Here is a 15,537-nt window from a genome sequence, read left to right on the forward strand (position 1 = left end):
GGCCGGCCGTCAGCCGAGGGCGTCGGACCGGTCGGCGACGAGGGCGATGAGTTCGTCCAGGTCGTACTGGGCGCGCCGGGGGCTGCCGTAGCGGGTGATCTTGCCGCGGCTGGCCCACTTGCGGATGGTGGCCTCCGTGACCCCGGCCGCGAGCGCGGCGAGTTCCGTGGGCACGTAGCGCCGCCGCTGCGTACGGCTCATCGGGCGGCCTCCTCGCGTACACCGGCCCGGTCACCGTCGTGGCGCCGGGTGGCGCGCTCGCCGCGCGAGGCGGTCCGCCGCATGCGGTGCGCGACCAGCAGCCACTGCTGCGGCGGCAGCGCGTGCCCGGCGTCGCACGACACGTGCCCCGGCCTCCCGTCGTCCCCGTCGTGCACCACGGCACGCAGCGTGCCCGCACAGCCGGAGCGCAGGCAGCGCCCCAGGTCGACGCGGTGGGCGGGACCGGGGCCCGCGATCCGGCGGGCGGACCGCACGAGCGCGGCGATCTCCTCGGCGAAGTCGCCGGCCGCCGGATGCGCGGCCAGCCATCCGGAATGGCGGATGAGGAAGGACACCAGGGGACGGATCCCCTCCTGGGACGGGCCGGTCACGCCGCACTCGTCCACCACCAGGCGCGCCCAGGAACCGAGCGTGTTCTGCGTCTCCGTCCGTATCGCCATGGCCTTCTCGTTGAGGGAAATGCCGGTGGCGCGGCTTCCGGTGACACGCTGACGCAGGCTGTACGGGCTGTGCGCTAACATCCGCCCGCATTCCTCGTAAAGTTCCGCGAGGGTACGCAGAACCGGGCTCAGCGCATCCGTACCGGGTTTTTCCTCCGACGTTTCTGACAATTGCAGAGCTTGGCGCATTCCGTTTCCCCGTTTTTTTGAACTGGAATTGCTGTTTGTCGGACCCGTCGTTGGGTCGTGGCCGTCAGGCCATGGGCACGGCCGGATGTTGGCGCCTGCGGTGGCGCGAGAGGGCGCCGCGCGGCGGAATGGCGCGGCGCGCGCTGAATGATGACTGGGATGTGCCGGATACGTGAAGTGAAATCGCGGTTTATCAGTGTGTACTGCCCCCGTGCAACCGAATGAATTCAGGCCTGTGGGGCCCCGGCTCGCAGTCACAGTCTGCGTAGGCGGAGAAGACTTCGTCAAGCAAAGAAAGGGGAAAGTGGAGCCTGGCGATCATTTCTCACGGGGTGGGAAAACGGGGGAGGGGTGCCCAGGTTTGTGCCGTACATCCCCATGTAAGCGGGGGTGATTTCCCTGGAAGCGTGCCCCTTTATGTGCCGCTTGCTCACTTGTGTCCGTAAATCCGGCTTGTTCCTTGTTCGGGAGGCCGCGCCGGACCCCGCCCGCCCGCCGTTGTTGACGGATTGTCACCAAGGTGTCCGGTTAGGATGGCCGGGATCGTGCGTGGTGGAGAGACGGGGGTCGCCATGGACATGCACGCGGTTTCGGCCGAGGGACGGACCGGTGAGCGCGTCCGTGCGGGCGGCACCACTCACGCGGAGCGCGTGTTCCGGGTCCAGCAGGCGTTCCTCAAGCTGCGCGGCCGGACGCACGGCCCCGGCGAGCTGGCCGAGGCGGCCGGACTCGACGACTCCGCCGTCCACCGCATCCTGCAATCCGGCATCTACGAGGGCGTCTTCGACCGCGTCGGCCGCGGCATGTACCAACTCGGCACCACGGCCGCCCTGGTGGGCATGCAAGCCATGGCGCACACCCTCGACCGTCACACCGCCCGGTCGATCCTGCTCAGGCTGCGCGCCGCCACCGGGGGCGGGCTCGCCTTCCTCTACACGCTCGCCCCGTTCGGCGGCGCCCAGCGGCAGTGCGTCGACATGGCCGTCGGCGACTCCGACCTCTCCGAACTCGGCATGACACCCCGCGACGTGCTGACCGTCACCCGCTCGCTGCGCATCGGCGCGTCGGGCCGCGCGATCCTCGCGTACCTCCCGCGCCCTCTCCAGGAACGGGTGGCCGCCGAGCCCGCCGCGGCCGAGGCGGGCCCCGGCGCGCTGGTGGACGACGGCGCGCTGTGGGACTCGCTGCGCGAGATACGCGACCAGGGCTACGCCATCGGCCTGGAGGAGTGCATCGCCGGCTGGAACGCCTGCGCGGCCCCCGTGATGTGGGACGGCTGGGTCTTCGGCGCGGTCCTGGTGCTCCTGCCGGCCGCCGGGCCCACCCACCCGGACGTGATCGACGCGACGACCACCGCCGCGACCCAGCTGAGCCTGTCGCTGGGCCCGTACCACCGCGTCATGTGAACGAGCCGCTTGCGCGGGGACCGGTGAACAAGCCGTCCCCGCACGGCGATTGACATCCTTCAGCCGACCTGTCACGCTGATCGGGCGGCACACGTGTGCCCTCAGGCCGGTGTTCGCTCCGCCTCGCGCCAGTCGCCGGGGCGTGAAGAGCCACCTCGCCGACGCTTCCACCGGCCTCACGCGCCTGTGCTCTCGACCCTCAAGCGGCCGTACCGCCGCACGTAACCCTCACCCTCACCTTCCCTCCGTCCGTCGTCATCCGCCCGCGCCGGAACAAGTAAGCGGCGCAGGCGGCGATGTGACGTGCCATCAGCCAACCGCCCGGCGTCTCCCCGTCCCGGGACGTACGCAACAGGAAAGGAGGCGCGGATGGACGCTGCCCTCGCCGACGTTCCCGTGGTCATCGTGGGAGCAGGCCCCTCGGGGCTGATGCTCGCCGGTGAACTGCGCCTCGCCGGAGTCGAGACCGTCGTCATCGACCGCCTTCCCCGGCCCAGCGGAGAGTCCCGCGGGCTCGGTTTCACCCCTCGCACCATGGAGGTCTTCGACCAGCGCGGACTGCTGCCCCGCTTCGGGGAGATCGTCACCAGCAAGCTCGGCCACTTCGGCGGCACCCCCGTCGACTTCAGCGTGCTCGACGGCGCCCACTTCAGCGTCAAGGACGTGCCCCAGCACCGTACGGAGGCGGTGCTCGGCGCCTGGCTCGACGAGCTCGGCGTCCAGGTGCGGCGCGGCCGGGAACTCGTCGCCCTCACCGCCGGCGAGGACGGCGTCCTCCTCGGCATCGAGGGCCCGGACGGCCCCGAACAGCTGCGCGCCGGCTATCTGGTGGGCTGCGACGGGGGCCGCAGCACGGTCCGCAAGCTCGCCGGCTTCGACTTCCCCGGCACCGCCGCGACCATGGAGATGTACCTCGCGGACATCACCGACTGCGAGGTGCGGCCCCGCCCCATCGGCGAGTCCGTGCCCGGCGGCATGGCCATGTCGGTGCCCATCGGCGACGGCATCCACCGCATCATCGTCTGCGAGCGCGACAACCCGCCGCGCGAGCGCACCGGGCCGCCGCCCTTCGCCGAGGTCGCCGCCGCCTGGCAGCGCCTGACCCACCAGGACATCAGCGGCGCGACCCCGGTGTGGATCAGCGCGTTCGGCAACGCCGCCCGCCAGGTCACCGAGTACCGCCGCGGACGCGTCCTGCTGGCCGGCGACGCGGCGCACATCCACCTGCCCGCCGGCGGCCAGGGCATGAACACCGGCATCCAGGACGCCGTCAACCTGGGCTGGAAGCTCGCCGCCGTCGTGCGCGGCACGGCACCCGAGGCGCTGCTCGACACCTACCACACCGAGCGCCACCCGGTGGGCCGCCGGCTGCTGACCAACACCCAGGCCCAGGGCCTGCTCTACCTCAGCGGCAGCGAGATGCAGCCGCTGCGCGACGTGCTCGCCGAGCTGATCGCGTACGAGGACGTCAGCCGCCACCTCGCCGGAATGATCAGCGGCCTGGACATCCGCTACGACGTCGGCGCCACCGGCCACCCGCTGCCCGGCCGCCGCATGCCGCACCTGGAACTCGTGACCGCCGGCGGCGACAAGACCAGCACCACCGCCCTGCTGCACCGCGCGCGCGGCCTGCTGCTCGACCTCGCCGACGACCCCGCGCTCCGGCGCGCCGCCGCCGGCTGGGCGGACCGCGTGGACACCGTCACCGCGACCCCGCACGGCGCCGCCCAGGACCAGGCGCCGCACGGTGCCACCGCCGTACTGGTGCGCCCCGACGGCCATGTGGCCTGGGTCGCGCCCGGCGGTCCCGGAGAGCTGACCGCCGCCCTGGAGCGCTGGTTCGGCCCGTCCCGCTGACGGCCCCCACCGCCCCGTACCACCCCGCCTCTTGCGTCACCCGCCCGAGCAACTCCGGCCGCGCCCGGCCGCGTCCGGTCGCGAACCGTCGTGAGGAGACACCCACCATGAAGCACAGCACGTTGATCGTGGCCCGGATGGAGCCGCACGCCAGTGACGACGTCGCGGCCCTCTTCGGCGCCTTCGACGACACCGAGATGCCCCACCGCATGGGCACCCGCCGCCGTCAGCTGTTCAAGTACCGGGGCCTGTACTTCCACCTCCAGGACTTCGACACCGACAACGGCGGCGAGCTGATCGAGGAGGCCAAGACCGACCCGCGCTTCATCCGGATCAGCGAGGACCTCAAGCCGTTCATCGAGGCGTACGACCCGCAGACGTGGCGCTCGCCCAAGGACGCGATGGCCACGCGCTTCTACCACTGGGAGGCCTCCGCATGACGCCCCGGCGCGTCGTCATCACCGGCATCGGCGTGCTCGCGCCGGGCGGCATCGGTGTGAAGAACTTCTGGAGCCTGCTGAGCGAGGGCCGCACCGCGACCCGCGGCATCACCTTCTTCGACCCCGCCCAGTTCCGCTCGCGGGTCGCCGCCGAGATCGACTTCGATCCGGCGGAACACGGTCTGAACCCGCAGGAGACACGGCGCATGGACCGCGCCGCCCAGCTCGCCGTCGTGGCCACCCGCGAGGCGGTCGCCGACAGCGGCATCGAGCTGACCGGCATCGACCCCTATCGCGTCGGCGTCACCGTGGGCAGCGCGGTCGGCGCGACCATGGGGCTGGACCAGGAGTACCGGGTCGTCAGCAACGGCGGCCTGCTCGACCTGGTCGACCACACGTACGCGGTCCCGCACCTGTACAACCACATGGTCCCCAGCTCCTTCGCCGCCGAGGTCGCCTGGCAGGTGGGCGCGGAGGGCCCCAGCACGGTGGTCTCCACCGGCTGCACCTCCGGGCTGGACTCGGTCGGCCACGCGGTGGAGCTGATCCGCGAGGGCTCGGCGGACGTCATGATCGCCGGTTCGTCGGACGCGCCGATCTCGCCGATCACCATGGCGTGCTTCGACGCGATCAAGGCGACGACCCCGCGCAACGACGACCCCGGGCACGCCTCCCGCCCCTTCGACGGCACCCGCAACGGCTTCGTGCTCGGCGAGGGCTCCGCCTTCTTCGTGCTGGAGGAGCTGGAGAGCGCCCGCGCGCGCGGCGCCCACGTCTACGCCGAGATCGCCGGCTACGCCACCCGCTCCAACGCGTACCACATGACCGGGCTGCGCCCCGACGGCGCCGAGATGGCCGAGGCCATCCGCGTCGCGCTCGACGAGGCCCGGATCAACGGCGACGCGATCGACTACATCAACGCGCACGGCTCGGGCACCAAGCAGAACGACCGGCACGAGACGGCCGCGTTCAAGAAGAGCCTGGGCGACCACGCGTACCGCACCCCGGTCTCCTCCATCAAGTCGATGGTGGGCCACTCGCTGGGCGCGATCGGCTCCATCGAGATCGCCGCGTCCGCCCTGGCCATGGAGCACAACGTCGTGCCCCCGACGGCCAACCTGCACACCCCCGACCCGGAGTGCGACCTGGACTACGTGCCGCTCACCGCGCGCGAGCACCGCACGGACACCGTCCTGACGGTCGGCAGCGGCTTCGGCGGATTCCAGAGCGCCATGGTGCTCGCCCGGCCCGAGAGGAGCGTGGCATGACCGGCACGGCCACGAAGGTGGTGGTCACCGGACTGGGCGTCGCGGCCCCCAACGGCCTGGGCACCCAGGACTACTGGGCGGCGACCCGGACCGGCAAGGGCGGCATCGGCCGCGTCACCCGCTTCGACCCCTCGCAGTACCCCTCCCGGCTGGCCGGCGAGGTCCCCGGCTTCGAAGCCCGCGACCACCTGCCCAGCCGCCTGCTGCCGCAGACCGACCACATGACGCGGCTCGCGCTCGTGGCCGCCGACTGGGCGCTCGCGGACGCCGGGGTGAAGCCGCAGGAGCTGCCCGAGTTCGACATGGGCGTGGTCACCGCCAGCTCCTCGGGCGGCTTCGAGTTCGGCCAGCGCGAACTCCAGGCGCTGTGGAGCAAGGGCGGCCAGCACGTCAGCGCCTACCAGTCCTTCGCCTGGTTCTACGCGGTCAACTCCGGCCAGATCTCGATCCGCAACGGCATGAAGGGGCCCAGCGGCGTCGTCGTCAGCGAGCAGGCGGGCGGCCTGGACGCGCTCGCCCAGGCCCGCCGGCAGATCCGCAAGGGCACCCAGCTGATCGTCTCCGGCGGCATGGACGCGTCCGTGTGCACCTGGGGCTGGGTCGCCCAGCTGGCCGGCAAGCGGCTGAGCACCAGCGACGACCCCGAGCGCGCCTACCTGCCGTTCGACGCCGAGGCGCGCGGGCACGTCCCGGGCGAGGGCGGCGCGATCCTCATCCTGGAGAACGCCGAGGCCGCCCGGTCCCGGGGCGCCCGGACGTACGGCGAGATCGCGGGTTACGGCGCCACGTTCGACCCCAAGCCGGGCAGCGGCCGTCCGCCGGCCCTGCGCAAGGCGATCGAGCTGGCCCTCGCGGACGCGGGCGTGACCCCGGACGAGGTGGACGTGGTGTTCGCCGACGCCGCCGCGATCCCGGAGCTGGACCGCGTCGAGGCCGAGGCGCTCACCGCCGTCTTCGGCGCCCGCGGCGTCCCGGTCACCGCGCCCAAGACCATGACCGGCCGCCTGTACTCGGGCGCCGCCCCGCTGGACGTGGCCACCGCGCTGCTCGCCATCGAGGAGGGGCTGATCCCGCCCACCACGAACGTCGAGCCGGCCGACGGCTACGACCTGGACCTGGTCACGGGCGAGGCCCGCCCGGCCGAGGTGCGCACGGCGCTCGTCCTGGCCCGCGGCTTCAACGGGTTCAACTCCGCGCTCGTGGTCCGCGCCGCCCACTGACGAATCCGCGCCCGCGGTCCGCGCAGACCGCTGACGATCCCGCGCCCGTGGTCGCCGCAGACCACCGGCGATCCCGCGGCGGGCGCCGTCCCGCTTGTTCACGTGTTCACGGAAGAAGGACATCCCCATGGCCACCAAGGAATTCACCGTCGACGACCTCAAGCGCATCCTCCTCGAAGGCGCCGGCGCCGACGAGAGCGTCGACCTCGACAGCGCCGACTTCCTCGACTCCGAGTTCGAGGCGCTGGGCTACGAGTCCCTGGCGCTGCTGGAGACCGGCGGCCGCATCGAGCGCGAGTTCGGCATCACGCTGGACGACACCGCGCTGACCGACGCCACCACCCCGCGCGCCCTCATCGAGGTCGTCAACGCGCAGATCGGCCAGCCCACCGCCGTCTGACCCGGGCGCCGTCGCCCGACACCGGTCGCGAACGACCCTCGCGGCCCCGCCGCCGGACCGGCCGGAAAGCACCCCGGTCCGGCGGCGGCTCTTTTCACGCATCGAGATCCGCATCGAGATCCGCAGGAGGAAACAATGGCGCAGGACAAGCGGGTCGCCCTGGTGACCGGGGCGACCAGCGGCATCGGTCTGGCCGTGGCCCGGCTGCTGGCCGAACAGGGACACCGGGTGTTCCTGGGCGCGCGCGACGCCGAGAACGTGGCCGCGACCGTGAAGGAGCTGCAGAGCGCCGGCCTGGAGGCGGACGGCGCCACGCTGGACGTCCGCTCCGACGCCGACGTGCACGCGTTCGTGCGGGCGGCCGTGGACCGGTTCGGCACGGTGGACGTGCTGGTGAACAACGCCGGCCGCAGTGGCGGCGGGGTGACCGCGGACATCGCCGACGAGCTGTGGCACGACGTGATCGACACCAACCTCAACAGCGTGTTCCGGCTGACCCGCGAGGTGCTCAACACCGGCGGCCTGAGGCACAAGAGCTGGGGCCGGATCATCAACATCGCCTCCACCGCGGGCAAGCAGGGCGTCGTCCTGGGCGCCCCGTACTCGGCGTCCAAGCACGGCGTGGTCGGCTTCACCAAGGCCCTCGGCAACGAGCTGGCCCCGACCGGCATCACCGTCAACGCGGTCTGCCCGGGCTACGTCGAGACGCCGATGGCCCAGCGGGTGCGCCAGGGCTACGCCGCCGCCTACGACACCACCGAGGACGCGATCCTGGAGAAGTTCCAGTCCAAGATCCCGCTCGGCCGCTACTCCACCCCCGAGGAGGTCGCAGGGCTGGTCGGCTACCTGGCCTCCGACACCGCCGCCTCCATCACCGCGCAGGCGCTCAACGTCTGCGGCGGCCTCGGCAACTTCTGATCCCCCGCCTTCCAAGGAGCTACCGCGATGACCACCCGTGAGGTCGAGCACGAGATCACCATCGCCGCCCCGGCCGAGGCGGTGTACCGGCTGCTGGCCGACGTGGAGAACTGGCCGCGCATCTTCCCGCCCACCATCTTCGCCGACCGCCTGGAGGGCGGGGAGCGGGAGGAACGGATCCGGATCTGGGCCACCGCCAACGGCGAGGCCAAGAACTGGACCTCCCGCCGCACCCTGGACCCACAGGGCCTGACGATCACCTTCCGCCAGGAGGTCTCCGCCCCGCCGGTCGCGGCCATGGGCGGCACCTGGATCATCGAGCCGGCCGGCGACTCCGCGGCCCGGGTGCGGCTGCTGCACGACTACCGCGCCATCGACGACGACCCGGCCGGCCTGGCCTGGATCGACGAGGCCGTGGACCGCAACTCCCGCACCGAGCTGGCCTCGCTGAAGACCAACGTGGAGTTCGCGCACGCCGCCCAGGAGATCACCTTCTCCTTCGAGGACACGGTCCGCATCGACGGGTCGGCCAAGGACGTCTACGACTTCATCAACGACGCCCACCTGTGGTCCGAGCGGCTGCCGCACGTGGCCAGCGTGCGCTGCGAGGAGGAGTACCCGGGCCTGCAGACCCTGGAGATGGACACCCGGGCCAAGGACGGCTCGACCCACACCACCAAGTCGTACCGGGTCTGCTTCCCGCACCGGAAGATCGCCTACAAGCAGGTCACGCTGCCCGCGCTGATGAACCTGCACACCGGCTACTGGACCTTCACCGAGGACGCGGACGGAGTGTCGGCCTCCTCCCAGCACACGGTGGTCCTCAACACCGACAACATCACGCGGATCCTCGGCCCCGACGCCGGGATCCCCGAGGCCCGCGCCTATGTGCAGAGCGCGCTGAGCACCAACAGCCGCGCCACCCTCGGCCACGCCAAGGACTACGCCGAAGCGCGGCGCGCCCATGCGGGCTGACGTCCTCGTCGTCGGCGCGGGCCCGGTCGGGCTGATGCTCGCCGGTGAACTGCGCCTCGGCGGCGCCGAGGTGGTCGTACTGGAACGGCTGCCCCGGCCGACCACCGAGTCCCGCGCGTCGACCCTGCACGCCCGCACCATGGAGATCTTCGCCGCCCGCGGCCTGCTCGAGGCGCTCGGCACCCCGCCGAACGACGTGATGGGCCACTTCGGCGGCGTCCCGCTGGACCTCACCCTGCCCACGCCGTACCCCGGCCAGTGGAAGGTCCCGCAGACCCGCACCGAGGAACTGCTCCAGACCTGGGCGCTCTCCCTCGGCGCCACCGTCCGCCGCGGCCACGCACTGCGCGCGCTGACCGTCACGGACACCGGCGTGGAGGCCGAGGCCACCGGCCCCGACGGCCGGCCCGTGCGGGTGAGCGCCCGCTATGTGGTCGGCTGCGACGGCGAGCGCAGCACCGTGCGCGAGCTGACCGGGGCCGACTTCCCCGGGCAGGACGCCGGCCGCGAACTGATCCGCGCCGACGTCGCCGGCATCGACATCCCCGACCGGCGCTTCCAGCGGCTTCAGCGGGGCCTGGCCATCGCCGCCCGCCGGCCCGACGGCGTCACCCGGGTGATGGTGCACGAGTTCGGCCGCGCGGCCCGCCCGCGCACCGGCGCGCCCGACTTCGCCGAGGTCGTCGACGTGTGGAAGCGCGTGACCGGCGAGGACATCGGCGGCGGCACCTCCCTGTGGGTCAACGCCTTCGGGGACGCCTCCCGGCAGGTGGCCCGCTACCGCGACGGCCGGGTGCTGTTCGCCGGGGACGCCGCGCACGTGCAGATGCCCGTCGGCGGACAGGCCCTCAACCTCGGCCTCCAGGACGCGGTCAACCTCGGCTGGAAGCTCGCCGCCGAGATCCGCGGCCGGGCCCCGGAGGGCCTGCTGGACACGTACCACTCCGAGCGGCACACCGTCGGCGCACGGGTGCTGAGCAACATCCGCGCCCAGACGACGTTCCTGCTCGGCGGCCCGGACACCGAGGCGCTGCGCGAGGTCTTCCGCGAGCTGATCGACCCCGCGCACACCCGCCACACCCGCGCCCACCTGGCCGGCCTGATCAGCGGCCTGGACATCCGGTACGACGTCGGCCCCGGCGACCATCCGCTGCTGGGCGCCCGCATGCCCTACGGCGAGCTGGACGAGGCCCCCGACTCCGCCTGCCGCGCGGCGCGCGGGGTGCTGCTGGACCTCGCGGGCCCCGGCGGCCCGTCCGGGCCGGATCCGCGTACCGTCGCCGCCGGCTGGGCGGACCGGGTGGACGTCGTCACGGCCGCGTTCCGTACCGCCGACGGCCCGTCCGCCCTCTCGGGGGCGCGCGCGGTCCTGGTACGCCCCGACGGCCACGTGGTCTGGACCGACTCCGGCGCGGGCCGGCTGGAGACGGCCCTGCACCGCTGGTTCGGCGCACCGGTGTCTTGAGTACGAGGGAGTAACCGACATGTCGAAGTCCGCACCGCGGCCCCCGGCGGGCCCCCGCACGGCGACCGCCCCCGATGTCCCCGATGTCCTGGTCGTCGGCGCGGGCCCGACCGGCCTGCTGCTGGCGGGAGACCTCGCCGCCGCCGGGGCCCGGGTCACGGTCCTGGAGAAGCGCGGCCGGAAACTGAGCAATCTGACCCGCTCGTTCACCGTGCACGCGCGCACCCTGGAGCAGCTCCAGGAGCGCGGCGTCGCCAAGGACATCATCGCCACCGGCACCCGGCTGCCCACCCTGCCGCTCTTCGGCGAGCTGGACATCCACTTCGCGCACCTGCGCACCCGCTACCCGTATGTGCTGATCACCCCGCAGTTTCACGTGGAACGCGTGCTGGAGCGGCGGGCCGTCTCCCTCGGCGTGGAGTTCCGCCACGACACCGAGGTGACCGGGCTGCGCCAGGACGCGCACGGGGTCGAGCTGGACGCCACCACCGCCGACGGCACCCGGGAGACGCACCGTGCGGCCTACGCGGTCGGCACCGACGGCGTGCGCAGCACCGTACGGCGGTTGCTGGACATCCCCTTCCCCGGCGACTCCGTGCTGCGCTCGGTGATCCTCGCCGACGTGCTGATGAAGGAGGCGCCCGCCGACCTGCTCACCGTGGACGCCAACGAGCACGGGTTCGCCTTCGTCGCCCCCTTCGGCGACGGCTACTACCGCGTGCTCGCCTGGAACCGGCACACCGACAGCTCGGCGGACGAGTCCGTGGACTTCGAGGAGCTGCGCCGGCTGTGCCAGGCCATCCTGGGCCGGGACTTCGGCATGCACGAGCCGCGCTGGGTCTCGCGCTTCCACAGCGACGAGCGCCAGGCCACCCGGTACCGCGAGGGCCGCTTCTTCCTGGCCGGCGACGCCGCGCACGTGCACTCCCCGGCCGGCGGCATGGGCATGAACACCGGCCTCCAGGACGCGATGAACCTTGCCTGGAAGCTGGCGGCGGCGGTGCGCGGCCACGGCGACGACGCGCTGCTCGACACCTACGAGGCGGAGACGCACCCGGTCGGCGAGGAGGTGCTGCGCACCTCGGGCTCCCTGGTGCGCGCGGCCATCCGGCAGAGCGGACGCACCCGGCTCGCCCAGCAGGCGATGATCTGGTTCGCCGGACACCTCGGCCCGCTCGGCCAGGCGCTGGGCCGCCGGGAGGGCCTGGCCGTCTCCGGTACCGGTATCACCTACGGGCGGGAGCGCGGCGACCACCGGCTCGTCGGCCGGTTCTTCCACGGGCGGCTGACCGGCGGCCGGCTCGACGGCGCCCTGGGCACCGGCCGGTTCGTGCTGCTCAGCCCCGACGAGACCGTACGCGCGGCGGTGGCCGACTGGTCCGACCGCGTCGTGACCGCCCCCGCGGACGTCCGCACCACGCTGCTGATCCGCCCGGACGGATACGTCGCCTGGGCGGCCGACGGCCCGGACCCGGCGGCGGTCCGCACCGCCCTGGACCGCTGGGCGGGCCCGGCGAAGCCGCGGATCCGGCTTGCGCACGCGAGCTGAGGAACGCGGGGCGGTGCCGGGTCCGGTGCCAGTACCGGTACCGGTACCGGATGCGCTCCCGGTCCCGGGCGGCCGGCGCGTGGACCTGTGGCTGGTGCGCTGCGTGCGCGCCGACCCTGACGCACGCGCCACCCCGGACCCTCTCGCCGCCCCGGGCGTCCGCGACGTGCTCGACGCGGCGGAGCGCAAGCGCGCGGCCTCGCTGCGCCGGCCCGCCGACCGGGCCCTCTACGTCGCCTCGCACCTCGCCCTGCGCACCCTGCTCGGCGCCTACCTGCGCGTTCCCGCGCGGGAGGTGGCCCTGGTCCGCGAGCCGTGCCCGGGGTGCGGCGGCCCGCACGGCCGTCCCGCGGTCCCGGGCACCCCGCCCCCGCTGCACTTCTCCCTCTCGCACAGCCACGGGCTGGCCCTGATCGGGGTGGCGGCGGTCCCCGTGGGCGTCGATGTGCAGCGGGTGCCGGGCCCCGGCACCGTCGACGCCTGCGTCCCTTCGCTGCACCCGGCCGAACGCGCCGAACTGGACCGGCTGCCGCCCGGCGCGCGCCCCGGCGCGTTCGCCCAGCTGTGGGCGCGCAAGGAGGCGTACCTCAAGGGCATCGGCACCGGCCTCGCCCGCCCCGCGTCCGCCGACTACCTCGGCGCCGACACCCGGGCCCGGCCGCACGGCTGGACGGTCACCGACCTGCCCCGCGCCGACGGCCACACCGCGGCGGTCGCCGTCCTCGGCACGGCACCCCCGGTCCCGTGCGTACGCCGGCTGCCGGTGCGCGTCTCCTCACCTGACCTCACCGACTGACGGCCATTCACCAGGCCGCCCACGACAACGAGCCCACCGACCAGTTGGCAAGGGAACCGGAGGGTACCCATGAGGAAACAGCTTGACGAGCTGCTCGACATCAAGGAGTCGGCCCGGGGCGGCCCGGATCCGGACGCGACGCGGCGCCAGCACGACAAGGGCAAGCTCACCGCCCGCGAACGCATCGAGCTGCTGCTGGACAAGGACTCCTTCCAGGAGATCGAGCAGCTGCGCCGGCACCGGGCGACCGGCTTCGGACTGGAGGCGAAGAAGCCGTACACCGACGGTGTGATCACCGGCTGGGGCACGGTCCACGGCCGGACCGTCTTCGTCTACGCGCACGACTTCCGCATCTTCGGCGGCGCGCTCGGCGAGGCCCACGCCCAGAAGATCCACAAGCTGATGGACCTGGCGATCGCGGCCGGCGCGCCGCTGGTGTCGCTCAACGACGGCGCCGGCGCCCGCATCCAGGAGGGCGTCACCGCGCTCGCGGGCTACGGCGGCATCTTCCAGCGCAACACCCGCGCCTCCGGCGTCATCCCGCAGATCAGCGTCATGCTCGGCCCGTGCGCGGGCGGCGCCGCCTACAGCCCGGCGCTGACCGACTTCGTCTTCATGGTGCGCGGCACCTCGCAGATGTTCATCACCGGCCCCGACGTGGTGCGCGCGGTGACCGGCGAGGAGATCAGCCAGGAGGGGCTGGGCGGGGCGGACGTCCACGCCCAGACCTCGGGCGTCGCGCACTTCGCGTACGACGACGAGGAGACCTGCCTGGAGGAGGTCCGCTTCCTGCTGTCGATGCTGCCCGCCAACAACCGCGAGAGCGCCCCGGCCGTCCCCTGCGACGACCCGGCGGACCGGCGCGGCGAGGCCCTGTACGACCTGGTGCCGGCCGACGGCAACCGGCCGTACGACATGCGGGCCGTCATCGAGGAGATCGTCGACGACGGCACCCATCTGGAGGTCCACGAACGCTGGGCCACCAACGTCATCTGCACGCTGGCCCGCCTGGACGGCCAGGTGGTCGGCATCATCGCCAACCAGCCGCAGTCCCTGGCGGGCGTGCTGGACATCGCCGCGTCCGAGAAGGCCGCGAGCTTCGTGCAGACCTGCGACTCCTTCAACATCCCCCTCGTGACCCTGCTGGACGTGCCCGGCTTCCTGCCCGGCGTGGACCAGGAGCACAACGGCATCATCCGGCACGGCGCCAAGCTGCTGTACGCGTACTGCAACGCGACCGTGCCCCGGATCTCCCTGGTGCTGCGCAAGGCATACGGCGGCGCCTACATCGTCATGGACTCCCGCTCCATCGGCACCGACCTGGCGCTGGCCTGGCCCACCAACGAGATCGCGGTGATGGGCGCGGAGGGCGCGGCCAACGTCATCTTCCGCCGTGACATCAACGCCGCCGACGACCCCGAGGCCGTGCGCCGGCAGCGCGTCAAGGAGTACAAGGCCGAGCTGATGCACCCTTACTACGCGGCCGAGCGCGGCCTGGTGGACGACGTGATCGACCCGGCCGACACCCGCGAGGTCCTGATCCGCGGCCTGGCGATGCTGCGCACCAAGCACGCCGACCTGCCGATGCGCAAGCACGGCAACCCGCCCCAGTGACACCCGCGACGGAGGTCTTGAGCCCATGAGCACCGAGGAACCCCTCTTCCGGATCGTCCGGGGACAGGCCGACGCCGAGGAAATCGCCGCGCTGACGGCCGTACTGACCGTGCTCGCGCAGCGGACGGGCGCCGCGGCGGAACCGGCCGCCCCGCGTCCGGCCGCCGCGCGCTGGTTCCGGCTGGAGCGCAACGCCGGATTCCTGGCCTCGCACAGCTGGCAGACCGCCTCGTAGCCGGCCCGTCCGGCACGCACGTACCACCGCGGACCACGACAGAACCACGGAGCAGCACGTGTCCTCTCCCCACGCGCCCGACGAGGTGGCGGCACCGCGCACCCGCCTCGGCCCACGCATCGACCACACGGACCACACCGACGCCGGTTCCGGTGTCCTGCCGGGCCACGGCGCACGGCCGCGTGCCGCGAGTCCCCGGCCGGCACACCGGTCTCCGCGACGGGGTCACCGGATGGGCGACATCGGGGCGGGCGCCAGGGTGGTACGGATGGGGAACGGGTGGCAGTCGATGTTGGCGCCGGTGCGGTGCGCCGGGGAAGGGATCTCGAAATGAGTCTGCGCAAGGTGCTCATCGCCAACCGTGGCGAAATCGCTGTCCGCGTGGCCCGGGCCTGCCGGGACGCCGGGATCGCGAGCGTGGCCGTCTACGCGATCCACCCCGGTTACGGCTTCCTGTCGGAGAACGCCGAGTTCGCCCAGGCGGTCCTGGACGCGGGTCTGATCTGGATCGGTCCGCCCCCGCAGGCCATCCGCGACCTCGGT

Annotated in this window: 16 protein-coding genes; 14 read left to right on the forward strand and 2 right to left on the reverse strand. The window is 72.9% G+C overall.

Annotated features, from left to right (window positions below; all coding sequences use genetic code 11):
• Positions 1-9 precede the first annotated feature (9 nt).
• Positions 10-201: a hypothetical protein gene (locus IH25_RS0133540; RefSeq protein WP_030619570.1), complete on the reverse strand. Its 192-nt coding sequence runs from the start codon at positions 199-201 to the stop codon at positions 10-12.
• Positions 198-743 (reverse strand): hypothetical protein, encoded by a 546-nt coding sequence (locus IH25_RS0133545; protein WP_051754344.1) that lies wholly within the window; start codon positions 741-743, stop codon positions 198-200. The genes IH25_RS0133540 and IH25_RS0133545 overlap by 4 nt, the downstream gene beginning before the upstream one ends.
• A 641-nt stretch (positions 744-1,384) precedes the next feature.
• Here IH25_RS0133545 and IH25_RS0133550 point away from each other — a divergent pair.
• The 14 genes from IH25_RS0133550 to IH25_RS0133615 form a co-directional block, all read left to right on the forward strand.
• On the forward strand, positions 1,385-2,257 hold the full coding sequence (locus tag IH25_RS0133550; protein WP_078844560.1) for an IclR family transcriptional regulator domain-containing protein: 873 nt from the start codon (positions 1,385-1,387) through the stop codon (positions 2,255-2,257).
• Between the two features lie 369 nt (positions 2,258-2,626).
• Positions 2,627-4,114 carry an FAD-dependent monooxygenase gene (locus IH25_RS0133555; RefSeq protein ID WP_030619575.1) on the forward strand — a complete coding sequence of 496 codons (1,488 nt, stop codon included), beginning with the start codon at positions 2,627-2,629 and terminating at the stop codon, positions 4,112-4,114.
• A 107-nt stretch (positions 4,115-4,221) separates the two neighbouring features.
• Positions 4,222-4,554 (forward strand): TcmI family type II polyketide cyclase, encoded by a 333-nt coding sequence (locus tag IH25_RS0133560; RefSeq protein WP_030619579.1) that lies wholly within the window; start codon positions 4,222-4,224, stop codon positions 4,552-4,554.
• Complete coding sequence (locus IH25_RS0133565) at positions 4,551-5,822, forward strand: beta-ketoacyl-[acyl-carrier-protein] synthase family protein (RefSeq protein ID WP_030619581.1); 1,272 nt, start codon at positions 4,551-4,553, stop codon at positions 5,820-5,822. Before IH25_RS0133560 ends, IH25_RS0133565 begins: the two co-directional genes overlap by 4 nt.
• Positions 5,819-7,042 (forward strand): ketosynthase chain-length factor, encoded by a 1,224-nt coding sequence (locus IH25_RS0133570; RefSeq protein ID WP_030619584.1) that lies wholly within the window; start codon positions 5,819-5,821, stop codon positions 7,040-7,042. The genes IH25_RS0133565 and IH25_RS0133570 overlap by 4 nt, the downstream gene beginning before the upstream one ends.
• 127 nt (positions 7,043-7,169) lie before the next feature.
• A complete protein-coding gene (locus tag IH25_RS0133575; RefSeq protein WP_030619587.1) occupies positions 7,170-7,442 on the forward strand; it encodes an acyl carrier protein in 273 nt (90 codons plus the stop codon).
• Positions 7,443-7,577: 135 nt separating this feature from the next.
• Entirely contained in the window at positions 7,578-8,360 is a 783-nt protein-coding gene (gene fabG / locus IH25_RS0133580) for a 3-oxoacyl-ACP reductase FabG (RefSeq protein WP_030619590.1), read from the forward strand.
• A gap of 27 nt (positions 8,361-8,387) precedes the next feature.
• Positions 8,388-9,335: an aromatase/cyclase gene (locus tag IH25_RS0133585; RefSeq protein WP_030619595.1), complete on the forward strand. Its 948-nt coding sequence runs from the start codon at positions 8,388-8,390 to the stop codon at positions 9,333-9,335.
• Entirely contained in the window at positions 9,325-10,800 is a 1,476-nt protein-coding gene (locus IH25_RS0133590) for an FAD-dependent monooxygenase (protein WP_030619598.1), read from the forward strand. Before IH25_RS0133585 ends, IH25_RS0133590 begins: the two co-directional genes overlap by 11 nt.
• A 19-nt stretch (positions 10,801-10,819) precedes the next feature.
• Positions 10,820-12,349, forward strand: a complete 1,530-nt coding sequence (locus tag IH25_RS0133595; RefSeq protein WP_078844561.1) for an FAD-dependent monooxygenase — start codon at positions 10,820-10,822, stop codon at positions 12,347-12,349.
• A 103-nt stretch (positions 12,350-12,452) separates the two neighbouring features.
• Entirely contained in the window at positions 12,453-13,145 is a 693-nt protein-coding gene (locus IH25_RS38095; RefSeq protein ID WP_245172965.1) for a 4'-phosphopantetheinyl transferase family protein, read from the forward strand.
• A 69-nt stretch (positions 13,146-13,214) separates the two neighbouring features.
• Positions 13,215-14,759, forward strand: a complete 1,545-nt coding sequence (locus IH25_RS0133605) for an acyl-CoA carboxylase subunit beta (protein ID WP_030619605.1) — start codon at positions 13,215-13,217, stop codon at positions 14,757-14,759.
• Positions 14,760-14,784: 25 nt separating this feature from the next.
• Positions 14,785-14,994, forward strand: coding sequence for an acyl-CoA carboxylase subunit epsilon (locus tag IH25_RS0133610; RefSeq protein WP_030619607.1), 210 nt, complete (start codon positions 14,785-14,787; stop codon positions 14,992-14,994).
• Between the two features lie 336 nt (positions 14,995-15,330).
• Positions 15,331-15,537: biotin carboxylase N-terminal domain-containing protein (locus tag IH25_RS0133615; protein ID WP_280842554.1), on the forward strand; the 207-nt coding region annotated here is incomplete at its 3' end.

It is taken from the genome of Streptomyces achromogenes subsp. achromogenes (genome assembly GCF_000720835.1).
Classification (GTDB): Bacteria; Actinomycetota; Actinomycetes; order Streptomycetales; family Streptomycetaceae; genus Streptomyces; species Streptomyces achromogenes.

Coding starts and splice junctions, on each gene's coding strand:
- IH25_RS0133540 (WP_030619570.1), bottom strand. CDS start 201: ATGAGCCGTACGCAGCGGCGGCGCTACGTGCCCACGGAACTCGCCGCG.
- IH25_RS0133545 (WP_051754344.1), bottom strand. CDS start 743: ATGTTAGCGCACAGCCCGTACAGCCTGCGTCAGCGTGTCACCGGAAGC.
- IH25_RS0133550 (WP_078844560.1), top strand. CDS start 1,385: ATGGCCGGGATCGTGCGTGGTGGAGAGACGGGGGTCGCCATGGACATG.
- IH25_RS0133555 (WP_030619575.1), top strand. CDS start 2,627: ATGGACGCTGCCCTCGCCGACGTTCCCGTGGTCATCGTGGGAGCAGGC.
- IH25_RS0133560 (WP_030619579.1), top strand. CDS start 4,222: ATGAAGCACAGCACGTTGATCGTGGCCCGGATGGAGCCGCACGCCAGT.
- IH25_RS0133565 (WP_030619581.1), top strand. CDS start 4,551: ATGACGCCCCGGCGCGTCGTCATCACCGGCATCGGCGTGCTCGCGCCG.
- IH25_RS0133570 (WP_030619584.1), top strand. CDS start 5,819: ATGACCGGCACGGCCACGAAGGTGGTGGTCACCGGACTGGGCGTCGCG.
- IH25_RS0133575 (WP_030619587.1), top strand. CDS start 7,170: ATGGCCACCAAGGAATTCACCGTCGACGACCTCAAGCGCATCCTCCTC.
- fabG (WP_030619590.1), top strand. CDS start 7,578: ATGGCGCAGGACAAGCGGGTCGCCCTGGTGACCGGGGCGACCAGCGGC.
- IH25_RS0133585 (WP_030619595.1), top strand. CDS start 8,388: ATGACCACCCGTGAGGTCGAGCACGAGATCACCATCGCCGCCCCGGCC.
- IH25_RS0133590 (WP_030619598.1), top strand. CDS start 9,325: ATGCGGGCTGACGTCCTCGTCGTCGGCGCGGGCCCGGTCGGGCTGATG.
- IH25_RS0133595 (WP_078844561.1), top strand. CDS start 10,820: ATGTCGAAGTCCGCACCGCGGCCCCCGGCGGGCCCCCGCACGGCGACC.
- IH25_RS0133605 (WP_030619605.1), top strand. CDS start 13,215: ATGAGGAAACAGCTTGACGAGCTGCTCGACATCAAGGAGTCGGCCCGG.
- IH25_RS0133610 (WP_030619607.1), top strand. CDS start 14,785: ATGAGCACCGAGGAACCCCTCTTCCGGATCGTCCGGGGACAGGCCGAC.